Source organism: Ruegeria sp. AL2 (assembly GCF_056540845.1).
Map to the genome: position 1 here is coordinate 54535 of NZ_JBQFXM010000013.1, position 20001 is coordinate 74535.

General features: G+C 59.1%; 21 protein-coding genes and 1 riboswitch. Of the genes, 14 read left to right on the forward strand and 7 right to left on the reverse strand.

The features are described from left to right. Positions 1–3: 3 nt before the first annotated feature. The 6 genes from ACR0ID_RS15180 to cysQ all read right to left on the reverse strand — a co-directional run bounded on the left by ACR0ID_RS15180 (position 4) and on the right by cysQ (position 6575). On the reverse strand, positions 4–1704 hold the full coding sequence (locus ACR0ID_RS15180) for a DUF5927 domain-containing protein (RefSeq protein WP_480554320.1): 1701 nt from the start codon (positions 1702–1704) through the stop codon (positions 4–6). Continuing rightward, positions 1701–2687 (reverse strand): glycosyltransferase family 2 protein, encoded by a 987-nt coding sequence (locus ACR0ID_RS15185; protein WP_480482893.1) that lies wholly within the window; start codon positions 2685–2687, stop codon positions 1701–1703. Before ACR0ID_RS15185 ends, ACR0ID_RS15180 begins: the two co-directional genes overlap by 4 nt. A 184-nt stretch (positions 2688–2871) precedes the next feature. After that, positions 2872–3915, reverse strand: a complete 1044-nt coding sequence (locus ACR0ID_RS15190) for a glycosyltransferase family 2 protein (protein ID WP_480606677.1) — start codon at positions 3913–3915, stop codon at positions 2872–2874. A 7-nt stretch (positions 3916–3922) separates the two neighbouring features. Then, the gene (gene galE / locus ACR0ID_RS15195) at positions 3923–4906 is read right to left on the reverse strand and encodes a UDP-glucose 4-epimerase GalE (protein WP_480518192.1); all 984 of its coding nucleotides are present in this window, start codon (positions 4904–4906) and stop codon (positions 3923–3925) included. A gap of 71 nt (positions 4907–4977) precedes the next feature. After that, positions 4978–5778: a 3-deoxy-manno-octulosonate cytidylyltransferase family protein gene (locus ACR0ID_RS15200; protein WP_267364430.1), complete on the reverse strand. Its 801-nt coding sequence runs from the start codon at positions 5776–5778 to the stop codon at positions 4978–4980. After that, positions 5778–6575 carry a 3'(2'),5'-bisphosphate nucleotidase CysQ gene (gene cysQ / locus ACR0ID_RS15205; RefSeq protein ID WP_480486959.1) on the reverse strand — a complete coding sequence of 266 codons (798 nt, stop codon included), beginning with the start codon at positions 6573–6575 and terminating at the stop codon, positions 5778–5780. Before cysQ ends, ACR0ID_RS15200 begins: the two co-directional genes overlap by 1 nt. A gap of 122 nt (positions 6576–6697) precedes the next feature. Here cysQ and ACR0ID_RS15210 point away from each other — a divergent pair, with 122 nt between their 5' ends. Further along, a complete protein-coding gene (locus tag ACR0ID_RS15210; RefSeq protein WP_480606680.1) occupies positions 6698–7522 on the forward strand; it encodes an ABC transporter permease in 825 nt (274 codons plus the stop codon). Here the strand turns inward: ACR0ID_RS15210 and ACR0ID_RS15215 are convergent. After that, positions 7519–8121: an alpha-ketoglutarate-dependent dioxygenase AlkB family protein gene (locus ACR0ID_RS15215; RefSeq protein ID WP_480606683.1), complete on the reverse strand. Its 603-nt coding sequence runs from the start codon at positions 8119–8121 to the stop codon at positions 7519–7521. The genes ACR0ID_RS15210 and ACR0ID_RS15215 overlap by 4 nt on opposite strands. A 212-nt stretch (positions 8122–8333) precedes the next feature. Between ACR0ID_RS15215 and dnaK the strand changes: the two genes are divergently transcribed. From dnaK to radC, 13 genes are all read left to right on the forward strand, one after another. Next, positions 8334–10241, forward strand: coding sequence for a molecular chaperone DnaK (gene dnaK / locus ACR0ID_RS15220; protein WP_480518184.1), 1908 nt, complete (start codon positions 8334–8336; stop codon positions 10239–10241). Between the two features lie 74 nt (positions 10242–10315). Beyond that, complete coding sequence (dnaJ, locus tag ACR0ID_RS15225) at positions 10316–11461, forward strand: molecular chaperone DnaJ (protein WP_480606685.1); 1146 nt, start codon at positions 10316–10318, stop codon at positions 11459–11461. Positions 11462–11702: 241 nt separating this feature from the next. Then, positions 11703–11807: riboswitch (TPP riboswitch) on the forward strand. 44 nt (positions 11808–11851) lie between these two features. Further along, on the forward strand, positions 11852–12655 hold the full coding sequence (gene thiD, locus ACR0ID_RS15230; protein WP_480606688.1) for a bifunctional hydroxymethylpyrimidine kinase/phosphomethylpyrimidine kinase: 804 nt from the start codon (positions 11852–11854) through the stop codon (positions 12653–12655). Next, positions 12652–13629 (forward strand): glycine oxidase ThiO, encoded by a 978-nt coding sequence (gene thiO / locus ACR0ID_RS15235; RefSeq protein WP_480518180.1) that lies wholly within the window; start codon positions 12652–12654, stop codon positions 13627–13629. Before thiD ends, thiO begins: the two co-directional genes overlap by 4 nt. Beyond that, complete coding sequence (thiS, locus tag ACR0ID_RS15240; RefSeq protein WP_480474356.1) at positions 13613–13807, forward strand: sulfur carrier protein ThiS; 195 nt, start codon at positions 13613–13615, stop codon at positions 13805–13807. The genes thiO and thiS overlap by 17 nt, the downstream gene beginning before the upstream one ends. 2 nt (positions 13808–13809) lie before the next feature. Then, a complete protein-coding gene (locus ACR0ID_RS15245) occupies positions 13810–14574 on the forward strand; it encodes a thiazole synthase (RefSeq protein ID WP_480606690.1) in 765 nt (254 codons plus the stop codon). Beyond that, positions 14571–15167: a thiamine phosphate synthase gene (locus ACR0ID_RS15250; RefSeq protein WP_480606692.1), complete on the forward strand. Its 597-nt coding sequence runs from the start codon at positions 14571–14573 to the stop codon at positions 15165–15167. The genes ACR0ID_RS15245 and ACR0ID_RS15250 overlap by 4 nt, the downstream gene beginning before the upstream one ends. Continuing rightward, positions 15164–16129, forward strand: a complete 966-nt coding sequence (locus tag ACR0ID_RS15255; protein WP_480606694.1) for a ThiF family adenylyltransferase — start codon at positions 15164–15166, stop codon at positions 16127–16129. The genes ACR0ID_RS15250 and ACR0ID_RS15255 overlap by 4 nt, the downstream gene beginning before the upstream one ends. A gap of 18 nt (positions 16130–16147) precedes the next feature. After that, the gene (locus ACR0ID_RS15260) at positions 16148–17083 is read left to right on the forward strand and encodes an ABC transporter substrate-binding protein (RefSeq protein ID WP_480474352.1); all 936 of its coding nucleotides are present in this window, start codon (positions 16148–16150) and stop codon (positions 17081–17083) included. Beyond that, positions 17080–17754 (forward strand): thiaminase II, encoded by a 675-nt coding sequence (tenA, locus tag ACR0ID_RS15265; RefSeq protein ID WP_480606696.1) that lies wholly within the window; start codon positions 17080–17082, stop codon positions 17752–17754. The genes ACR0ID_RS15260 and tenA overlap by 4 nt, the downstream gene beginning before the upstream one ends. Further along, positions 17751–18479, forward strand: a complete 729-nt coding sequence (locus tag ACR0ID_RS15270; protein WP_480606697.1) for an ABC transporter ATP-binding protein — start codon at positions 17751–17753, stop codon at positions 18477–18479. The genes tenA and ACR0ID_RS15270 overlap by 4 nt, the downstream gene beginning before the upstream one ends. Beyond that, positions 18476–19210 (forward strand): ABC transporter permease, encoded by a 735-nt coding sequence (locus ACR0ID_RS15275; protein ID WP_480606700.1) that lies wholly within the window; start codon positions 18476–18478, stop codon positions 19208–19210. The genes ACR0ID_RS15270 and ACR0ID_RS15275 overlap by 4 nt, the downstream gene beginning before the upstream one ends. A 35-nt stretch (positions 19211–19245) precedes the next feature. Further along, a complete protein-coding gene (gene radC, locus ACR0ID_RS15280) occupies positions 19246–20001 on the forward strand; it encodes a RadC family protein (protein WP_480606701.1) in 756 nt (251 codons plus the stop codon).

The following is a 20001-nucleotide window of genomic DNA, read 5'->3' on the forward strand; positions in this document are numbered from 1 at the left end:
TGATTACTGCACCAGATAGGGTTTGCGATAGGGTTTCGTCTGACGGCCGAACACATCGTCCGAAGGAAAATCGCCCATCAGGTAAGGGTGCATTCCCTGGTTCTTGAGGTTTTGCAGGAACTTCCCGAACCCGGACAGATCGACCATGGTGGGCACTTCGGTCAGGTGGCTGGCCTGATGCGCGCCAATCTCGTCCAGGATTGTCTGCAAGGGCTCCATCGGTGCTTCAATGAAATCGGCCAGAGACCAGCTGCGCATCCGCGCTTTGGTCCAGACCGAGGTCAGTACCTCAAGCTGTTTGGTTTCGATCTGTTGCAGACGCGCGGCCTCGCACCGGATATCCGAAAAATTCAGGTTCGACCGGAATAGCGGAATCGCCCAGGCCCCGGTGATGACCGAGATTTGCGCATTCTTGTCCCGCGCCAGAAACCAATTGATGTCCTGCGTGTCGCGGGGGCTGAACTGGAAACACTGGCGTTCGCCGCGTGTGTTCCAGATCAGATTCGACAGAAAGGCCGTCGGATTGTAATCGCGCAGCAAAGCACAATCGCTAAGCGCACCGTTTGTGATGGTTTCACCCTTTGCAAATTCCGCACGCTCGGGTCCAAACAGATGCCCGTGCACGCGTGTGCCAGTGGCCGCGGCCAGCCAATCTTCGAAATCTTCAAACAGTTCGGAAAAGCCCTGAAATACGGAATAGGGTGACGAGGTAAGGCCGTTTTCACTGCCGTGCCGGGGAAACCGGCTTTGCATGTAAAGCCCGTCACGCCCCCGTGTCCGCCGCTCGACCGCCTTGGAAAACACGCGGTCAATCTTGCCGGGATTGGGTTCTGCCGGTTTCATCGCACTGGCCTGATCGGTCAGAAACGCCTGATACAGCCGTTCCGCACGGGGCCAGATCTTGCGGGCAACAAAACAGTCTGATCGCCGCAGCAATTGCAGATGATCGTCGTAGAAAATGTGCGGGCGGCCCTGATAGTCAAACTTGGACAGGGTCAGGGATCGGCTCTCGATATGTGTGGAATACAGCCGCGCCAATGTCTGGAAATAGCTTTCATCCGGAATCCACACATGGCGGAAGTAGCTGTCATATTGTTTGCGCTTGGGGTCCTGCAGAATGGCAGACAGTGTTTGACGGGTCAGGCACCACCACTGGCTGCCCATATGCGGGACCAGACCGTCGGGGATTTTCCTGCGAAACCCGACCGCGCGCTGAAGCTTTACATATGCGTCGAACAATCCGCGCTGTTTTCGCCAGGAAAACGGGAACCGTAGCGTAAACCTCTCATGATCCAACCCGCCGATTGTCCAGCTGACATCAGACGTTGTCGCGCTTTCGATGAAATCGACACGAGGCCGGTCGGCCAGGTAATCGATCAGCTCCTGAACCGGGCGCAGCGGCAGGCAGGCCCCCGACGACAGGAATATGTGGCGCGTTTCCGGAAACCGCTCCAGCATCAGTTCGGACGCGCTTTGTGAAGCAGCAACGATGCCCCACCCGCCCCAGTCGCATTGATGCCGGTCAGAAAATGCGATCCGGGGGTTGTCGGAACAGGACGCGACGCATCGCGCAAATTCTTCACCGGGCACCTTGCGATCCACATGGATCACAACCGGGCATCCGGCAGCGGTCCAATGGCGCGCGACCTGTTCGGCCCGGTCCAGCGAGGTATGAACCAACATGACGATGCCCAGACCGCTCATGCCCAGTTTCCTTTTGACATCAGGCCCAGAATCTCAAGCTGCCGCCAGTTGATATAGGCCTCAGACCATTCGCACCAGAATACGGGCTTGTCTTCAAGCTGTGCGGCATAGGCCTTGTATTCGCCAGAACCGCTATAGTGCTGGCTGCGCTGCAATTCTTCGCGTGCCTTGTCGCCAAGGGTGTCGATCAGCTTGGCATGAAGCAACGAACCGCTGGCCTTTTCCCCACCCCATTCGTCGTAAACCTGATTCAGTCCGCGCGGCAAAAGCGAGTGGGTCGAGCTGACATAGACATACCGCCGATCCCATTTGACCAGCGGGATCTTGTTCAGTGCCGGGGCTTTGGATGGCTTGTCGCGAAAGAACACCCGCGCCCGCGCGCCCCCCTGAATCCACAGGTTCTTGTAATCGGGGTTCTTGGTGATCGTGTAATTCCCCGGATCGAACCACCGTGCGATTTCAAAGGGATCCTGCCCCTCGCGATAGGTTTCGGCATCGACAGGCCCTTCGGGATACATGTCGATCAGCATGGTGCCAAAGCTGCGCACGGCGCTTCCGTCCAGCCAGTCTGTCAAGGCGCGGATCGGGCGGGTGTCGCAGAAGGGGTAGATAAAAAACTCATCCGGGTCGACGCTCAGAACCCAATGTCCATGCGCGTATTTGCGCAATAGGTAATTCGACCAGTCAAGACCATAGCTTGCACGTTTGTAGCTGCTTGTTGTCCGCCAGACCGATACATCGGCCTGCTCTTTCAGGAATTCGAAACTGCCGTCATCGCTGTCATTGTCGATGAACAGAAAATGGTCGATGCCCAGTTTGCGGTAATATTCCAGAAAGTAGGGCAGGCGAATTTTCTCGTTTCGCACAACGCTCATCAACAGGATATCGTCACGGCGGATGGCAGACGTGTTGGTGCTGGCGGGCTTAAGTTCGCGCCGACGTCTGAGGCAGCGCAGAATACGGCGCTTGCGCCGCAATCTCATCTTGTATGAATCAAACAGGCTCACGCGACTGCCCAACCTTTATTATGACGCGAGCTTTCCCCGAACCTGCCGTGACCGCTGGTGCGACAGGACATTGTGGGTTTATGCCACTTCTACCTCTTCTGAGGCAACTTTTTTAAACCCCGGAAATGGTAAAGGTGCCGTTGATCCCCCTCGATTTGTTTCAACGCCAGCCGCCGTCGCGCATCAGCCCCATTTCCAGCAACTGCGACCAGCCGGTATAGCGCACCGATTGCGGGGTCCACATGTCTGGTTGATTGAGTATCTGATCGTAATACGCGCCGAACTGGTTCGGGTCATGAAAATGCTGGCGGCGCAGCTTTTCAGTTTTGGATTTTTCAATAATGTCCGGCAGAAATTTCGTGTGCAGCAGCACGCCGGACGGGGTGTCGCCGCCCGGCCCGTCATACTCTGCGTTCAGGCGGCGGGGCAGGGCGGAATGGCACGAGTTTACATAGGCATAGCGCCGCGACCAGTGCATGAGCGGGATCTTGTTCAGCGTCGGGGATCGCTGCTGCGTCTGGGCAAAAAACACCCGCTCGCGTGCGCCGCCCTGAACCCACAGGTTTCCCATCGGGCTTTGCCGCTGCGCACGATACGGGCCTGCGTCAAACCAGTTCAGCACCTTGATCGGGTCCGTTTCCGGGTCATAGGTTTGGTCGCCCAACGACCCCTTTGGATACAGATCCAGCATCAAAGCGCCAAACCCGGCCCGTTCCTGCCGGTCCAGCCATTCTGTGAGCTCATGCAGAGATTGGCGGTCGTGCCGGGCATAAACCAGCAGCTCATCCGCGTCGACCATCAGGCACCAGTGGCCATGGCCATATCGCATCTGTAGCCAGCTCAGCCAGTCCAGCCCAAAGCGTGATCCGCGATAGCTGGACCGGGTCTGCCAAAGGGAAACATCCGGTTGCCCTTGCTGGTATTCAGCCGAGCCGTCATCGCTGCCGTTGTCGACGATCAGAAAATGGTTCACGCCCAGCTGGCGATAGTGACGGAAGAACCAGGGCAGGCGGGTGATTTCATTCCGCAATGTGGTAAAGGCCAGAATATCGTTGCCCCGTATCCTGCTTGTCTGATCTTTCAGGCAGGTCAGTTGATGTCGGCTGCGCATCGAGCGCCAAAGAAGGCGTCGCCGTTTCCATCGCAACCGGTATTCCTGTCGCCAACCGATATCAGGGAGTGTCTGAACCGTATTGGACGTCACCGGGGCCTCATTTCTCGTAGTGGCCGTTCTGATGCCAGCGCCAGGCATCCGCAATCATCGTCTCTAACGTTGACCTTTTCGGCTTCCATCCCAGTTCGGTTTGGGCCCGGACAGAGCCGGAAACCAGCTTGGTGCAATCGCCCGCTCGTCGGGCACCGACCGAATACGGCACCGGGCGGTTGGTGACGGACTTGGAATGCTCGATCACCTCAAGCACGGAAAACCCCGAGCCGGTGCCCAGATTGAAAACACGGCTTTCTTTACCCTGCTCCAGCCAACCCAGCCCCAGAACATGCGCGTCGACCAGATCACAGACATGGACGTAGTCGCGGATACATGTGCCGTCGGGCGTATCGTAATCGGTGCCAAAAACGGTCAAACCCTCGCGCTTGCCATCAATCGCGTCCAGCATCAGGGGGATTAGATGGGTTTCAGGCCGGTGAAACTCGCCCACTTCGCCCTCGGGATCGGCGCCAGCAACGTTGAAATACCGGAAAATGACATGGCGCAGCCCATGGGCCGCTTCGAAGTCCCTCAGGATATCCTCGATTGCGCGCTTCGATGCACCATAGGCGTTCAGCGGGTGTTGGGCGGTTGCCTCGTCCAGCACCACATTGTCATGCTCGCCGTAAGTGGCGCATGTGGACGAGAACACGAAATCCAGACAGCCCGCCGCAACCGCAGCCTCGATCAGTGTCAGCGATCCGGTGACGTTGTTCGACCAGTACAACCCGGGCTGCCGCATCGCGTCGCCCACCTGGCTGAGCGCCGCAAAATGCATCACCGCAACCGGCTTATGCTTGGCAAATACCTCGTCCAGGCGTGCCCGGTCCAACAGGTCGCCCTGTTCAAACGGACCGTATTTCACTGCATCCTGCCAGCCGGTGACCAGATTGTCATAGGCCACGGGAACATAGCCCGCCTGCGCAAGCGCCTTGCAGGCATGCGACCCGATATATCCGGCACCACCGGTCACGAGGATTGGTTTCATGAAACGTCCTTTGGATCCAGATTGCCTGTCATCGAGATATGGGAACCGCGGGGCGTCATGGGCAAAACCGGCTACTCCAGCCCCATCGCAGCCATCATCTCTTCGATCTTGGGCACGTCCTGCGGGTTGTTCAGCTCCCAGAACTGACGGCCCTTGGCGTCAACCTCGACGCACAGAACCTTGCGACCATTTTCCATGAACCTAAGCTGTTCAAGACCTTCCAGCTTTTCCAGAGGGCCCGTTGGCCAGCCCGGATAGGCCGCCAACGCATCAGGTCGATAGGCATAGACGCCAACATGGTGAAACACCGGTGTGGGTTCATCCCCGCCATAGGTCTCCGAAGTAAAAGGCACGACCTCTTTCGAGAAATACATCGCGCTGTTGTCGCGCCCGAACACGGCGGTTGTTCCGCCAACGCGGCCATGTTTGCGGTCGTTCAGCAGGCTGTTCAAAGCATCCCCGTCGCAACGCAGGACCGGTGTGGCCACGCCAGCATCGGGTGCCGCGCGCAGCCCTGTGATCAGGTCCTCGACAAACCAATGCGGTGTCAGGGGTGCATCGCCCTGAAGGTTGACCACGATGTCATAGCCGCTGCCCAGAACCTTGTGCGCCTCGGCGCAGCGTTCCGTGCCGTTCTGGCAATTTTCCGAGGTCATTACCACCTCGGCGCCAAAGCCTTCGGACAGCTCGCGGATGCGGTCGTCATCGGTTGCGACCACAACCCGGTCCACGCCCGCGACAGAAGTGGCTGCTCGCCAGGACCGTTCGATCAGTGTCATCGAAACGCCGGTCGCGCCGGTCAGCGGCACCAATGGCTTGCCCGGATAGCGGGTCGAGGCATAGCGGGCGGGGATGGCGATCAGAACTGACATCAGGCCTCCTTCAGCTTAACACCCGGAGCGTACGCGATAAAAAACGGGTTCGCATAGCCCTCTTTGCCATAGAGAAGCGGCGAGTGATCGTCAAACCGCACAACCCGGCCTCCGGCCCCGGCCAGTACCGCGTGCCCTGCCGCCGTGTCCCATTCCATCGTGCGCCCGACCCGCGGATAAAGATCCGCCTCGCCTGTCGCAACCAGACAGAACTTGAGAGACGATCCCGCGCTTTTGCTGTCCTTGACCTGATACTTGTTGATGTAATCCTCGGTGGCTTGATCCCGGTGCGACTTTGAAGCCACGACCAAAAGCGCGGAATTGTCCGGGTTAGAGACTGATATTGGCGTCAGGGTGCCGGGCGCATCCTTGTCAAACGCGCCTGTTTCCTCGACCGCCTGACCATCGGCCTGCGTGTAGAACATGCGGCCCCGCGCCGGGGCGTAAACCACACCCCGTGTCGGCGTTCCGTTCTCGACCAGCGCGATGTTGACGGTGAAATCGCCACGGCGGTTGATGAATTCCTTGGTGCCATCCAGCGGATCGACAATCAGAAAGGTATCCCCTTTTTCGGAATGCGAGGCGGCCTGTTCTTCGGTGATCAGCAGGATATCGGGGAATGCCTGACGCAACCCGGCTGAAATCAGCGCATCGGCTGCCTCATCCGCTTCGGTCACAGGGCTGGAGTCTGATTTGACTTTGACGTCGAAATCGTCTGCCTCATAGATTTCCATGATCCTGTCGCCGGCCTCAAGGGCCAGACGCCGGATGACGGGAATAAGCGCGTCGTAGGTCACAAAAATGCTCCGTTCCTGTGGTTTGTTGATCCAAACTCGTGACCGACTTATGATGCGACGGTTACCGAACGGCAAGATATTCATGCCAGGTTAGGGACGACGAGGCAGGAAAGACCCTTTAAGTGTTCTATTACAAGCGCAATCAAACGCTGCTGGGCGGTGCACTGACGACTGCGGAACTGGTGTTCCACGCGGTGGTCCGGAACGTGCGCGCGCAGCATCCGAATGCGGTGATCGCGATTATGCTCAACGTTGTGCAATTGCTGGTGATGATGGTCACCTTCTATCTACTGATGTCGCTGATGGGCCGGGGCGGGGTCGCCAGGATCAGGGGCGAATTTCTGCTGTATGTCCTGTCGGGTGTGTTCCCGTTCATGTTGCACATACAATCGATCGGCGCGATTTCCGGGGTTGGATCCTCCAATAACCCGATGATGCTGCATTCGCCGATGAACGTGATGGTCACGATTCTCGCGGCGGCCTTCAGCACTTTCTATAAGTTCCTGCTGGCCATGTTCATCATCCTGTTCGTCTACAGTGTCGCGGTTGCTCCGCTTGAGGTGCAGAACCCCGGCGGCGCCTTCGCAATGCTGGTGCTGGCCTGGTTTACCGGCTGCGCGGTGGGGCTTGTGTTTATGGCGTTGAAACCGTGGGCCCCGACGACCGTTTCGATGCTAACCAATATATATCGCCGTCTGAACATGGTGTTTTCCGGTAAGATGTTCATTGCGAACGCATTGGGTGGCGGGCTGTTGATGATGTTTGCCTGGAACCCGCTGTTTCACATCATCGACCAGACCCGCGGGTTCGTGTTCCGCAACTATTATCCAAGAAACACAAGCTGGGAATACCCGGCTTGGGTCGGAATCGCCCTGTTGATGATCGGTCTTATGGGCGAATTCTTCACCCGTCAGCACGTCTCAAAAAGCTGGAATGCACGCCGCTAACGCGCCACCCGCAGCGTAAGATTTATGCGCCCGCCTTTTGGCAACAGGCGCGAGGATCCGAACCTGATCCGATCCACGCCGTGATATGCCAGCCGCGCCGGACCGCCCATGACGACCACATCCCCCGAGCTCAGCCAGATCGACTCGGTCTTGCCGCCGCTCGTCGTGCTGCCAATCCGAAACAAGGCATCGTCGCCCAGCGAAACCGACAGGACGGGCCATGAAAAATCTGCCTCGTCCTTGTCCTGGTGCAGGCCCATTTTTGCGCCTTCCCCGTAGTAGTTGATCAAACAGCAATCGGGCGCTCGCTCGGTGCTGACCAGATCGCGCCAGATATCCAGAATGGCGGCGGGGATTTCCGGCCAGTCACCACCTTTGGGGTGCTGATCCTGATACCGGTACCCGGCCTTGTCGGTTACCCAACCCAGATCGCCAGCCGAGGTCATCCGAACCGACATCTCCTTGCCCGAGGGGGTAACAGGCCGGAACAGGGGCGCGGCTTTCAGAATCGGGCGCAAATCCGCGATCACCCGCGACTGGGCCGCAGGATCAAGATAGCCTTTCCTGATATCGAACCCCCGCAAAACCAATCGCGCCATTCCGGAAACCCCAATCCTTTCCAATTCCTTGCCAAAAAAGGCATCAGAATCCCTAAAACCTGCGTTCTACGGTGCTTGCAGGCCTCTGGTCTCGCCCTTATATACGCCGGGACGCGCGATGGTAGTGCTGTCGCGTACATCAGATCGGGGACGGGATGCCTTAACGGGTCCTGCCGTCGAGACATCGCCTTGAAGAGAAAGGGATTGCAAAAATGGGAAAAGTAATCGGGATTGACCTCGGGACCACAAACTCGTGCGTGGCCATCATGGACGGTTCGCAACCGAAGGTTATCGAAAACGCCGAAGGGGCGCGGACCACGCCCTCGATCGTCGCCTTCACCGAAGAAGAGCGGCTGGTCGGTCAGCCTGCAAAACGTCAGGCGGTCACCAACCCCGACAACACGATCTTTGGCGTCAAGCGTCTGATCGGTCGTCGTGTGGATGATGCCGAAGTCGAAAAAGACAAGAAAATGGTGCCTTATACCATCGTCGATGGTGGCAACGGCGACGCGTGGGTTCAGGCCCGCGGTGAAAAATACTCCCCAAGCCAGATCTCGGCCTTCACTCTGGGCAAGATGAAGGAAACCGCGGAAAGCTATCTGGGTGAGGAAGTCACGCAGGCGGTCATCACCGTTCCGGCATACTTCAACGACGCACAGCGTCAGGCCACCAAAGACGCCGGTAAAATCGCCGGTCTGGAAGTGCTGCGGATCATCAACGAACCGACAGCTGCCGCGCTGGCCTACGGTCTGGACAAGCAGGAAACCCAAACCATCGCGGTTTATGACCTTGGTGGCGGTACCTTTGACGTGACCATTCTGGAAATCGACGACGGCCTGTTCGAGGTCAAATCGACCAACGGTGACACCTTCCTGGGTGGTGAAGACTTTGACATGCGCATCGTCAACTACCTGGCGGATGAGTTCAAAAAGGAACACGGTGTCGATCTGTCTGCTGACAAGATGGCCCTTCAGCGTCTGAAAGAAGCCGCGGAAAAAGCCAAGATCGAACTCAGCTCGACCTCGCAGACCGAAATCAACCAGCCGTTCATCTCGATGGGTTCGAACGGTCAGCCGCTGCACATGGTCATGAAACTGACCCGTGCCAAGCTGGAATCTCTGGTCGGCGACCTGATCAAGAAGTCGATGAAACCGTGCCAGGCTGCTCTGAAAGACGCCGGTCTGTCGGCTGCTGACGTGGACGAAGTTGTTCTGGTCGGTGGTATGACCCGGATGCCGAAAGTGATCGAAGAAGTCACCAAGTTCTTCGGCAAAGAGCCGCACAAGGGTGTGAACCCGGACGAAGTGGTTGCCATGGGCGCCGCCATTCAGGCCGGTGTTCTTCAGGGCGACGTCAAGGACGTGGTTCTGCTGGACGTGACCCCGCTGTCGCTGGGCATCGAGACGCTGGGTGGCGTGTTCACTCGCCTGATCGACCGCAACACCACGATCCCGACGAAAAAGTCTCAGGTCTTCTCGACTGCCGAGGACAACCAGAACGCCGTGACCATCCGCGTGTTCCAGGGCGAACGTGAAATGGCTGCGGACAACAAGATCCTGGGTCAGTTCAACCTCGAAGACATCCCGCCCGCACCGCGCGGCATGCCCCAGATCGAGGTGACCTTCGACATCGACGCCAACGGCATTGTCTCGGTTTCGGCCAAGGACAAAGGCACCGGCAAAGAACAGAAGATCACCATCCAGGCATCGGGCGGTCTGTCCGACGAAGACATCGAAAAGATGGTCAAGGACGCCGAAGAGAACGCGGAAGCCGACAAGGAACGCCGCGAGCTAGTCGACGCCAAGAACCAGGCGGAAAGCCTCATCCACTCGACCGAAAAGTCGATGGAAGAGCATGCCGACAAAGTCGACCCGACCACGATCGAAGCCATCGAACTGGCCATCGCCGCACTCAAGGACGAGCTGGAAACCAACAATGCCGACAAGATCAAGTCTGGCATCCAGAATGTCACCGAAGCAGCGATGAAGCTGGGTGAGGCCATCTACAAGGCGCAGTCCGAAGAGGCCGAGGACGAGCCTGTCGCAGCGGATGCCGCACATGGTGATGACGATATCGTCGATGCCGAGTTTGAAGATCTGGACGACGAAAAGCGTAACTAACGGGTAACCGGGCCAATGTGGGCCGGTCCGGATGCCGGGCCGGCCTATTTACGTTGAGGCAGAAGGAAATACTGATGTCAAAACGCGACTATTACGAAGTGCTCGGTGTGTCCAAGGGCGCTTCGGCGGATGAGATCAAGAAAGGTTTTCGCACGAAAGCCAAAGAGTTGCATCCGGACCGCAACAAGGACAACCCGGATGCCGAGGCGCAGTTCAAGGAAGCCAACGAGGCTTATGACGTGCTGCGCGATGCCGACAAAAAGGCGGCCTATGACCGCTTTGGCCACGCCGCGTTTGAAAACGGCATGGGCGGCGGTGGTCGGCATGGCGGCGGCTTTGGGCAGGGCGATTTCTCCAGCGCGTTCTCGGATGTATTCGACGACCTGTTCGGCGATTTCATGGGCGGGCAACGTGGTGGTGGCGGCCGACGCGCCGCGCGCGGCTCTGACCTGCGCTATAACCTGCGTGTATCGCTGGAAGAGGCGTTCTCGGGCCAGCAGAAAACCATCAATGTACCTACAGCCGTGGCTTGTTCCTCCTGCGAAGGAACCGGTGCAGAAGGCGGGGTCGAGCCGACAACCTGCCCCACCTGTTCCGGCATGGGTAAGGTGCGGGCGCAACAGGGCTTCTTTACGGTCGAACGAACCTGCCCCACCTGTTCGGGTCTGGGTCAGATCATCAAGAACCCCTGCAAATCCTGTAAGGGTGCAGGCCGCGTCGAAAAAGATCGCGCTTTGTCGGTCAACATCCCCGCTGGTGTCGAAACCGGAACGCGTATTCGACTGGCGGGTGAAGGCGAGGCCGGAATGCGTGGTGGCCCTCCGGGCGACCTCTACATCTTTGTGGAAGTGTCTGATCACAAGTTGTTCGAACGCGACAGCGTAAACCTTTATTGCCGTGTACCGGTCAGCATGGCCAAGGCCGCGCTGGGTGGATCGATCGAGGTTCCGACAATCGATGGCGGGCGTGGGCGGGTGCAGATCCCGGCTGGCAGCCAGTCGGGTCGGCAAATGCGTCTTCGCGGCAAAGGCATGCCCGCATTGCGCGGCGGCGGTGTTGGCGACATGTTCATCGAACTGGCGGTTGAAACCCCGGTCAACTTGACCACCCGCCAGAAAGAACTTCTGCGCGAGTTTGATGACCTGGGCGAAGACAACCACCCGGAATCAAAAAGCTTTTTCTCATCCGTCAAATCCTTCTGGGACGGTATGAAAAGCTGACAACCAGGGTTACCCGGGGGCTCTGCCCCCGCCGCCCGTTTCGGGCGCCTCCCCCGGGATATTTCCAGCCAGATGAAGCAGGGATCCGTTATTCATCTGGCTCTAAATATCCCGGAGCGCGAGGCAGAGCCTCGCAAAACACTCCCTAAAAACACTCAATTGGCCTTATCAGATGACCAAAAGTGGCAATGCATTTGCCAAATTGGGTCTTGATTCCGACCGTCGACCCTGAAATTGTCCACGACAACCGTTGGGGTGCCCGTATCAGGGCTGAGAGGCGCAGCCGCGCTAACCCATCGAACCTGATCCGGGCAATTCCGGCGTAGGGAACGGTCTTATGAACACAGACGTTTTCCTTACCTCGTTGCCCAAAAAAGATGGAGCAACGAAATGGCGGCAATTGCCCTGACCATTGCTGGGTCTGACAGTGGCGGAGGCGCCGGGATTCAGGCCGATCTGAAAGCGATGTCCGCGTTGGGTGTATTCGGCGCAAGCGTCATTACCGCCATTACAGCGCAGAACACGCAAGCCGTCACTGCGGTGCATGGGGTTCCTCTGGATGTCATTGCTGCTCAAATCGACGCGGTGCTGAGCGATCTGGACGTGAAGGCCATTAAGATCGGTATGCTTGCCACGCCAGAGATCATTCACACAGTGGCTCGAGGTCTGGAAACGTTCAAGGGCCCCATAATTCTTGATCCCGTCATGATCGCAAAATCCGGAGATGCCTTGCTGGCGCAGGAAGCAGTCCGGACGCTGCGCCAAGTGATGGTGCCAGCAGCGACTGTGCTGACACCCAATCTGCCCGAAGCGGCGTGTTTGCTGGATGCGACACCGGCGCAATCACCGGACGAGATGGCCGCACAAGGCCAGGCCCTGTGTGATCTGGGCGCAGGTGCGGTTTTGATGAAGGGCGGGCATGGGTCCGGCGATGTCTGCCACGATCTGCTGGTCGACCCCTCAGGTATCGTGGCCGCGTTTCAGGCCCCGCGTCAGAACACGAAGAACACCCACGGAACCGGATGCACCCTGTCGTCATCGATCGCCGCCGGACTGGCCAGGGGCCTGCCGCTGAGGGATGCGGTCGCGCAGGCGCATGATTATCTCCAAGGGGCCATCGCGCGGGCGGATGAGCTGAAGATTGGTGCCGGGCACGGCCCTGTGCACCACTTCCATCGGATCTGGCCCGCGTGACGCTCTGGTCGGTCATAGGTGCAGGCGTTGCGGGTCTGGCCGTGGCCAGTGAGCTTGTGTCACGCGGCGCAAGGGTGCAGGTTTTTGATCCGGGCGGCCCGCCCGGCCCGCATGGGTGTTCCTGGTGGGCCGGTGGGATGCTGGCGCCGTGGTGTGAATATGAAAATGCGGAAGAACCGGTTCTGCGGCTGGGGCAGGAAGCCATCGAATGGTGGGTGCAGCGAACGCAGGTAAACAGAAGTGGAACCCTTGTTGTTGCCAACGCACGTGACCTGCCCGACCTGCGTCGGTTTGCACGCAGGACCGAAGGGTTCAGCGAGTTTGATCGCGCGAAAATAATCGAATTAGAGCCTGATCTGAGCAAGTTTAGCAAAGCTCTGTATTTTGAAAACGAAGCGCACCTTGATCCTCGCCAGGCATTGCGCGATCTGCATCGTCACCTGCAAGGCGCAGGCGTGGAATTCCACCGAAAGCTAGCTCCGGCGCAACTGGACAACGCCATTGACTGCCGAGGCCTGCACGCGCGCGAATATCTGCATGACCTACGCGGCGTGAAGGGTGAAATGCTGGTTCTCCGCTGCCCCGATGTGAACCTTTCGCGCCCGGTGCGGCTGTTGCATCCGCGGATGCCGCTCTACATCGTTCCGCGCGGGGACGGCGTCTACATGCTGGGTGCAACCATGATCGAATCCGAGGACAGCAGCCGCATCACCGCCCGCTCGATGCTGGAACTGCTCAGCGCGGCCTATGCCGTGAACCCGGCCTTTGGCGAGGCCGAGGTGCTGGAGATCGGTGTCGACCTGCGCCCCGCTTTCCCGGACAACCTGCCGCGTATCCGGCGCTTGGGTCGGACAATCTATGCCAACGGGCTTTATCGCCATGGCTATCTGCTGGCCCCTGCATTGGCGCGGGGTGTCGCTGATCTGGCATTGGACAACACACATTCGGAGATGGTCGATGAAGATCGTGCTTAACGGCGAGACGCGGGACGTGCGCGCTGAAACCCTGTCGGATCTGTTGCTGGAATGCGGCTTCTCGGGCCGTGTGGCCACCGCCGTGAACGAAGATTTCGTGCCGTCAAGCCTGCGCATTGCGCACAAACTGACCGATGGCGACCGGATCGAAGTTGTCGCGCCGATGCAGGGGGGCTGAGGATGAGAACGTTCTACGGCATCGAGTTGCCGAACCCGCTGATGCTGGGCACCGCCCAATATCCCAGCCCCGCCATTCTGGAACAGGCCTTTCGTGAAAGCGGTGTGGCGGTTGCAACGGTATCGCTGCGGCGGGAATCCGGCGCGGGGCAGACATTCTGGCAGATGATCCGCGAGCTGGGCGTTCTGATCCTGCCAAATACGGCTGGCTGTCATACGGTGAAAGAGGCGGTGACCACAGCCCATATGGCGCGCGAAGTGTTTGACACCAAATGGATCAAGCTGGAACTGATCGGCCACACCGACAGTTTGCAGCCGGATGTGTTCCAGCTGGTCGAGGCTGCGCGAATCCTGACCGAAGACGGGTTCAAGGTGTTTCCCTACACCACCGATGATCTGATCGTGGGCGAACGCCTGCTGGACGCGGGGTGTGAAGTGCTGATGCCGTGGGGGGCGCCTATCGGGTCTGGGCGTGGGCTGAACAACGAATACGCCCTGCGGTCGATGCGGGCCGAGTTCCCCGACACGCCGCTGGTGGTGGATGCCGGGATCGGCCTGCCCAGCCACGCGGCCCACGCGATGGAACTGGGCTATGACGCCGTTCTGCTGAACACCGCTGTGGCCCGAGCCGGTGATCCCGTTCTGATGGCCAAGGCGATGGCGCAGGCAATCCATGCCGGGCAACTGGCCCATCAGGCAGACCCAATCGAGGCGCGTGATATGGCCGAACCTTCGACCCCCGTTGTTGGAAAGGCCTTCCTGTCATGACGCTGGACCGTTTCTATCCGATCTTTGATCACGCGGACTGGTTGCGGCGAATGATGCCCTTGGGTGTCAAGCTGGTGCAGTTGCGTATCAAGGATCAGCCGGTTGAGCTGGTGCGCGATCAGATTGCCACCTCGCGCGATCTGTGCCGCGACTACGGGGCGGTTCTGGTGATCAACGATTACTGGCAACACGCCATCGATCTGGGTTGTGACTGGGTTCATCTGGGGCAAGAGGATCTGGATGATGCCGACTTGAAAGCCATCCGAAAAGCGGGTCTAAAGCTGGGTGTTTCCACTCATGACGATGATGAGCTTGAGCGGGTTCTGGCCATGGATCCTGATTACGTGGCGCTGGGCCCGGTCTATCCGACCATCCTGAAAAAGATGAAATGGCATCAGCAGGGCCTGCCCCGCGTGACCGAATGGAAGGCGCGGGTTGGGGACATTCCTCTGGTCGGTATTGGCGGCATGAGCGTCGAGCGCGCAGCAGGGGTGCTGGCAGCAGGGGCCGACATTGTCTCGGCCGTCACGGACATCACGCTGAACGCCGACCCCGAAGCGCGGGTGCGTGCCTGGATCGAGGTCACGAGATGAGCCGCTATGCCCGCCAGACGCTGCTGCCCGAGGTTGGGATCGAAGGACAGGCCCACCTGATTGCGGCCCGTGTTCTGGTGGTCGGCGCAGGTGGTCTGGCCGCGCCGCTGCTGCCACTATTGGCCGGGGCCGGGGTGGGGCATATCACAATTATCGATGGTGACATCGTCGATCTGTCGAACCTGCATCGCCAGACAATGTTTTCCGAAACAGATTGCGGGCAACCCAAAGCAGACGTTGCGGCAACCCGTTGCCGTGCGCTGAATGCCGAGATTGACATTGTGGGCCAAAAGAAGGCTCTAACAGGGGAAAATGCACCCGATCTGGTGTCGCAGGCGGATATTATCCTGGATTGTGCCGACAGCTATGCGGTCAGTTATATGCTGTCGGATACCTGTCTGGCACAAGGCAAGCCGCTGATCAGCGCCTCGGTGCTGGGGCTTTCAGGTTATGCAGGCGGCTTCTGTGGCGGCGCGCCTTCTCTGCGTGCTGTATTCCCCGATGCGCCGGATAGCGGCGCAAGTTGTGCCACGGCGGGCGTTCTGGGTCCCGTTGTCGCTGTGATCGGGTCCATGCAGGCGCAGATGGCGCTGAGCCTGATCTTGCGGCTTGACCCATCACCCCTAGGGCAGATGGTGCAATATGATGCGCGAACCCTGCGCAGCACCGGGTTTCGTTTTGATGACGCGCCGGAACCGTCAAGCTGTTTCCGCTTTCTCGCTGCCAGTCAGTTGAGGGAGACAGACCAGATTATCGAACTGCGTGACCCGGACGAAGCGCCAGTTTCGGCCCACCCGAACGCGACGCGCATTTCACCCGAAGAAATACAAAAAATAGACCCAAACAAGGGGCAACGCCTCGCCCTTTGCTGTGCCACTGGGCTGCGCGCATGGCGCGCTGCCGAGAAAATCCAACCGATTTGGCCGGGCGAGATTGTGCTCGTCGCGGCCTCAGCCTCTTGAGAAAAGGAAACGTGAGATATGAAAAAGCTGATGACAGCCCTTGCCCTTCTGGCCGCCGCGCCAGCCTGGGCCGAAGACAAAATGACCGTCCTTCTGGACTGGTTTATCAACCCTGACCACGGGCCCATCATCGTGGCGCAGGAAAACGGCTATTTCGCCGAACAGGGGTTGCAGGTCGAAGTCGTTGCCCCCGCCGACCCGTCCGCGCCGCCGCGTCTGGTGGCTGCCGGTCAGGCGGATCTGGCGGTATCCTATCAGCCGCAACTGCATTTGCAGATCCACGAAGGGCTGCCACTGAAACGGGTCGGCACGCTCGTCGCGACGCCCCTGAACTGCCTGCTGGTTCTGAAAGACGGGCCGATCAAATCGCCCGCTGACCTCAAAGGCAAGAAAATCGGCTTTTCCGTCGCCGGTGTGGAAGAGGCCATCCTCAGCACCGTGCTTGGCAAATACGACGTCGCGCTGGATGATGTTGAGATGATCAACGTGAATTTCTCGCTCTCACCCTCGCTGATGACCGGTCAGGTGGATGCGGTGATCGGCGCCTATCGCAACTTCGAGCTGAACCAGATGGATATCGAAGGCCGCCCCGGCACCTGTTTCTATATCGAGGAAGAGGGCGTGCCGTCTTATGACGAACTGATCTATGTCGCCAACCCCGATACGATGGACAAAGACAAGATCGCCCGTTTCCTGGCCGCGACCGAAAAAGCGACTCAGTACATCGTCAACAACCCCGAAAAAAGCTGGGAGGTCTTCTCAGCCACTTCACCCGAACTGCAGGACGAGCTGAATGCGCGCGCATGGGTCGACACGCTGCCGCGCTTTGCCCTGCGTCCCGCCGGGTTTGACGCTGGCCGTTATGCCCGGTTCGAGGCATTCCTGAACGACAGCGGCATGATCGACACCGTCCTGCCCGTCAGCGACATAGCCATCGACGTAACCGCGCAATGAGCGATTATGGCAAAGCCTTTGCGCTGATGCGCGATGCAGCGCAGGGGCCGTGGCGGGATTACACCCGCCACGCTTTTGTCGAAGCACTGAAAGACGGCACCCTGCCACGCCCGGCGTTCCTGCACTATCTGCGTCAGGATTACGTGTTCCTGATCCATTTTGCGCGCGCCTGGGCGCTGGCCGTGGTGAAATCGGAAACACATGCTGAAATGCTGGCAGCGTCGCGTACCGTGAACGGCCTGATCAGCGAAGAGATGAAGCTGCATATCGGCATTTGCGAAGCAGAAGGCATTTCGCAGTCCGATCTGTTTGCAACGCCTGAACGGCCCGAGAATCTGGCCTATACCCGCTTTGTTCTCGAGGCGGGCTATAGCGGTGATCTGCTGGATCTTCTGGCAGCACTTGTACCGTGCGTCATGGGATATGGTGAGATTGGCACCCGCCTGTCTGCGGAAGCAACATCCACATCCTATCGTGGCTGGATCGATACCTACGCGGATGAAGGCTATCAGAACGCCTGCGCGGCCGTGGGCGAATTGCTTGATTCGGCTCTAATACGAAGGATTGGGGCGGATTTCCAATCTTCGCCCCGCTGGGATCGTCTGTGCCGGACGTTCCGTACAGCGACGGAATTGGAGGTCAATTTCTGGCAGATGGGTCTGACCCCATGACCCCGGCGCCCGTTCTGACTATCAGCGGCACAGCCGCGATCGATGGCGCGACTCTGTTCGCACCGCTGACCCTGACGCTTGACGCAGGGGCGTGGACCTGTCTGCTGGGTGGATCGGGTGTTGGCAAAACCACGGTTTTGCGGCTGATTGCCGGGCTGGAAACCGGGGCTGAATTCACGGGCCGGATCACCGCCAGCGATGGCCAGCCGGTTTCAGACCGGGTTGCTTATATGGCGCAGGACGACCTGTTGCTGCCTTGGGCGAGTGTTGCGCAAAACGTCTCACTGGGCGCGCGGCTGCGGGGCGAGAAAGTTGACCTTGACCGGCGCGACCGCCTGATCGAACGGATGCGCTTGCAGGACCATATGACCAAGAAACCGCCCGAGCTTTCGGGCGGGCAGCGGCAACGTGTGGCACTGGCCCGCACCCTGATGGAAGACCGGCCGATCGTGTTGCTGGATGAACCCTTTTCAGCCCTTGATGCCCGAACCCGTGCCGATATGCAGGATCTGGCCGCCGAGGCGCTGAAAGGCCGTACTGTCCTTCTGGTAACCCACGATCCGGGCGAGGCCGCGCGTCTGGGGCAATCCATCGTCGTCATGACACAGCACGGGCTGACACCGTGCGATCCGCCGGTTGCTCCAGCCCCGCGCAGCGTCGATGATTTGCAGACGCTGGAAACACAAGGCGCGCTTTTGCGGCTGCTGCGGGAGGGCGGGGTATGAAGTCCCTCTCTGTTCCGGCAGCAACCCTGTTTGCCCTTGCCATCTGGCAGGGGATCGTGACCCTGACCGGATTGCCAAAGTTCATCCTGCCCGGCCCCGTGGTGGTTGCCGAAACCTGGTGGCAGAACCGCTGGCTGATTGCCGAACACACCTGGATCACAGCCATTGAGGTCATTATCGGCCTTGCCTGCGGCACGCTGCTTGGCGTTGTCACTGCATTGCAGCTGGCCAATTCCCGCGTCGCACGAGTTTTGGTGCAGCCAATGCTGGTGTTCACGCAGGCCCTGCCGGTCTTTGCACTGGCCCCGTTGCTGACCCTGTGGCTGGGTTATGGCCTGTTGTCCAAGGTCGCGATGGCGGTCCTGATCATCTATTTCCCGATCACGTCGTCCTTTTTTGACGGTTTGATGCGGACACCGCAGGGGTATCTGGACCTTGCACGCACGATGCAGGCCAGCAAGCGCACTGTGTTGTGGCACATCCGTATCCCTGCGGCGTTGCCGTCTCTGGCCTCGGGGATGCGGCTGGCGGCGGTGTATGCGCCGATCGGTGCCGTGATCGGTGAATGGGTCGGTTCATCGCAAGGTCTGGGATATCTGATGCTGCTGGCCAATGGCCGTGCCAAGACGGACCTGATGTTTGCGGCGATGCTGACTCTGGGCGTATTTTCGATCCTTCTGCACATGATTGTCCGCCGCGCCACCGCGCGTATGGCAGGAGAGGCTCATTAACCTTTCGGAAAGTGATTCTGCGACAGGGTAAACGCATGACACAGGACGCCTTTGCCGAAGCCCCCATGCTGTTTGATACGGACGAAGCGCCAGCGCAGCCGCTGCCGAATGGTCGGTTACCCTCCTACATCAAAGACCATCGCAAGCGGCTGCGCGAACGGTTCATGGCGGGCGGATCCGCAGCGATCCCGGATTATGAGTTGCTGGAGCTGGTTTTGTTCCGGTCCATCCCTCGGCAGGATGTGAAACCATTGGCGCGGGCATTGATGAATGCCTTTGGCGATTTCAACCGTGTGTTGACAGCACCCGAAGAACGGCTGCGGCAGATCAAGGGCGTTGGTGATACGGTCATCACCGATCTGAAAATCCTCGAAGCCTGCGCGCATCGGATGGCACGGGCGCGGGTGATGCAACGACACGTAATATCCAGCTGGGACGCGCTGCTGGATTATTGCCACACGACAATGGCGCATCGCGAGACCGAGCAATTTCGCGTTTTCTATCTGGATCGCAAGAACGTCCTGATCGCGGATGAGGAACAGGCCAAAGGCACCGTGGATCACGTGCCGGTCTATCCGCGCGAAGTGGCGAAACGGGCGTTGGAACTGAATGCCTCGGCCCTGATATTGGTGCACAACCATCCTTCGGGCGACCCAACGCCGTCACAGTCAGACATCGATATGACCAACCGCATTCAGGATGCCTGTTCCGCCCTGGGGCTGATTCTGCATGACCACCTGATCATCGGCAAATCGACCGAGCTCAGCTTTCGTTCCGAAGGGTATCTCTAG

Bases quoted from the DNA above. Each gene is read 5' to 3' on its own strand.
- ACR0ID_RS15270 (WP_480606697.1), top strand. From the start codon at position 17,751: ATGACCCCGGCGCCCGTTCTGACTATCAGCGGCACAGCCGCGATCGAT.
- ACR0ID_RS15180 (WP_480554320.1), bottom strand. From the start codon at position 1,704: ATGAGCGGTCTGGGCATCGTCATGTTGGTTCATACCTCGCTGGACCGG.
- ACR0ID_RS15250 (WP_480606692.1), top strand. From the start codon at position 14,571: ATGACGCTGGACCGTTTCTATCCGATCTTTGATCACGCGGACTGGTTG.
- ACR0ID_RS15245 (WP_480606690.1), top strand. From the start codon at position 13,810: ATGAGAACGTTCTACGGCATCGAGTTGCCGAACCCGCTGATGCTGGGC.
- radC (WP_480606701.1), top strand. From the start codon at position 19,246: ATGACACAGGACGCCTTTGCCGAAGCCCCCATGCTGTTTGATACGGAC.
- galE (WP_480518192.1), bottom strand. From the start codon at position 4,906: ATGAAACCAATCCTCGTGACCGGTGGTGCCGGATATATCGGGTCGCAT.
- ACR0ID_RS15200 (WP_267364430.1), bottom strand. From the start codon at position 5,778: ATGTCAGTTCTGATCGCCATCCCCGCCCGCTATGCCTCGACCCGCTAT.
- ACR0ID_RS15255 (WP_480606694.1), top strand. From the start codon at position 15,164: ATGAGCCGCTATGCCCGCCAGACGCTGCTGCCCGAGGTTGGGATCGAA.
- ACR0ID_RS15260 (WP_480474352.1), top strand. From the start codon at position 16,148: ATGAAAAAGCTGATGACAGCCCTTGCCCTTCTGGCCGCCGCGCCAGCC.
- dnaJ (WP_480606685.1), top strand. From the start codon at position 10,316: ATGTCAAAACGCGACTATTACGAAGTGCTCGGTGTGTCCAAGGGCGCT.
- dnaK (WP_480518184.1), top strand. From the start codon at position 8,334: ATGGGAAAAGTAATCGGGATTGACCTCGGGACCACAAACTCGTGCGTG.
- thiS (WP_480474356.1), top strand. From the start codon at position 13,613: ATGAAGATCGTGCTTAACGGCGAGACGCGGGACGTGCGCGCTGAAACC.
- ACR0ID_RS15185 (WP_480482893.1), bottom strand. From the start codon at position 2,687: ATGAGATTGCGGCGCAAGCGCCGTATTCTGCGCTGCCTCAGACGTCGG.
- ACR0ID_RS15275 (WP_480606700.1), top strand. From the start codon at position 18,476: ATGAAGTCCCTCTCTGTTCCGGCAGCAACCCTGTTTGCCCTTGCCATC.
- ACR0ID_RS15215 (WP_480606683.1), bottom strand. From the start codon at position 8,121: ATGGCGCGATTGGTTTTGCGGGGGTTCGATATCAGGAAAGGCTATCTT.
- thiD (WP_480606688.1), top strand. From the start codon at position 11,852: ATGGCGGCAATTGCCCTGACCATTGCTGGGTCTGACAGTGGCGGAGGC.
- tenA (WP_480606696.1), top strand. From the start codon at position 17,080: ATGAGCGATTATGGCAAAGCCTTTGCGCTGATGCGCGATGCAGCGCAG.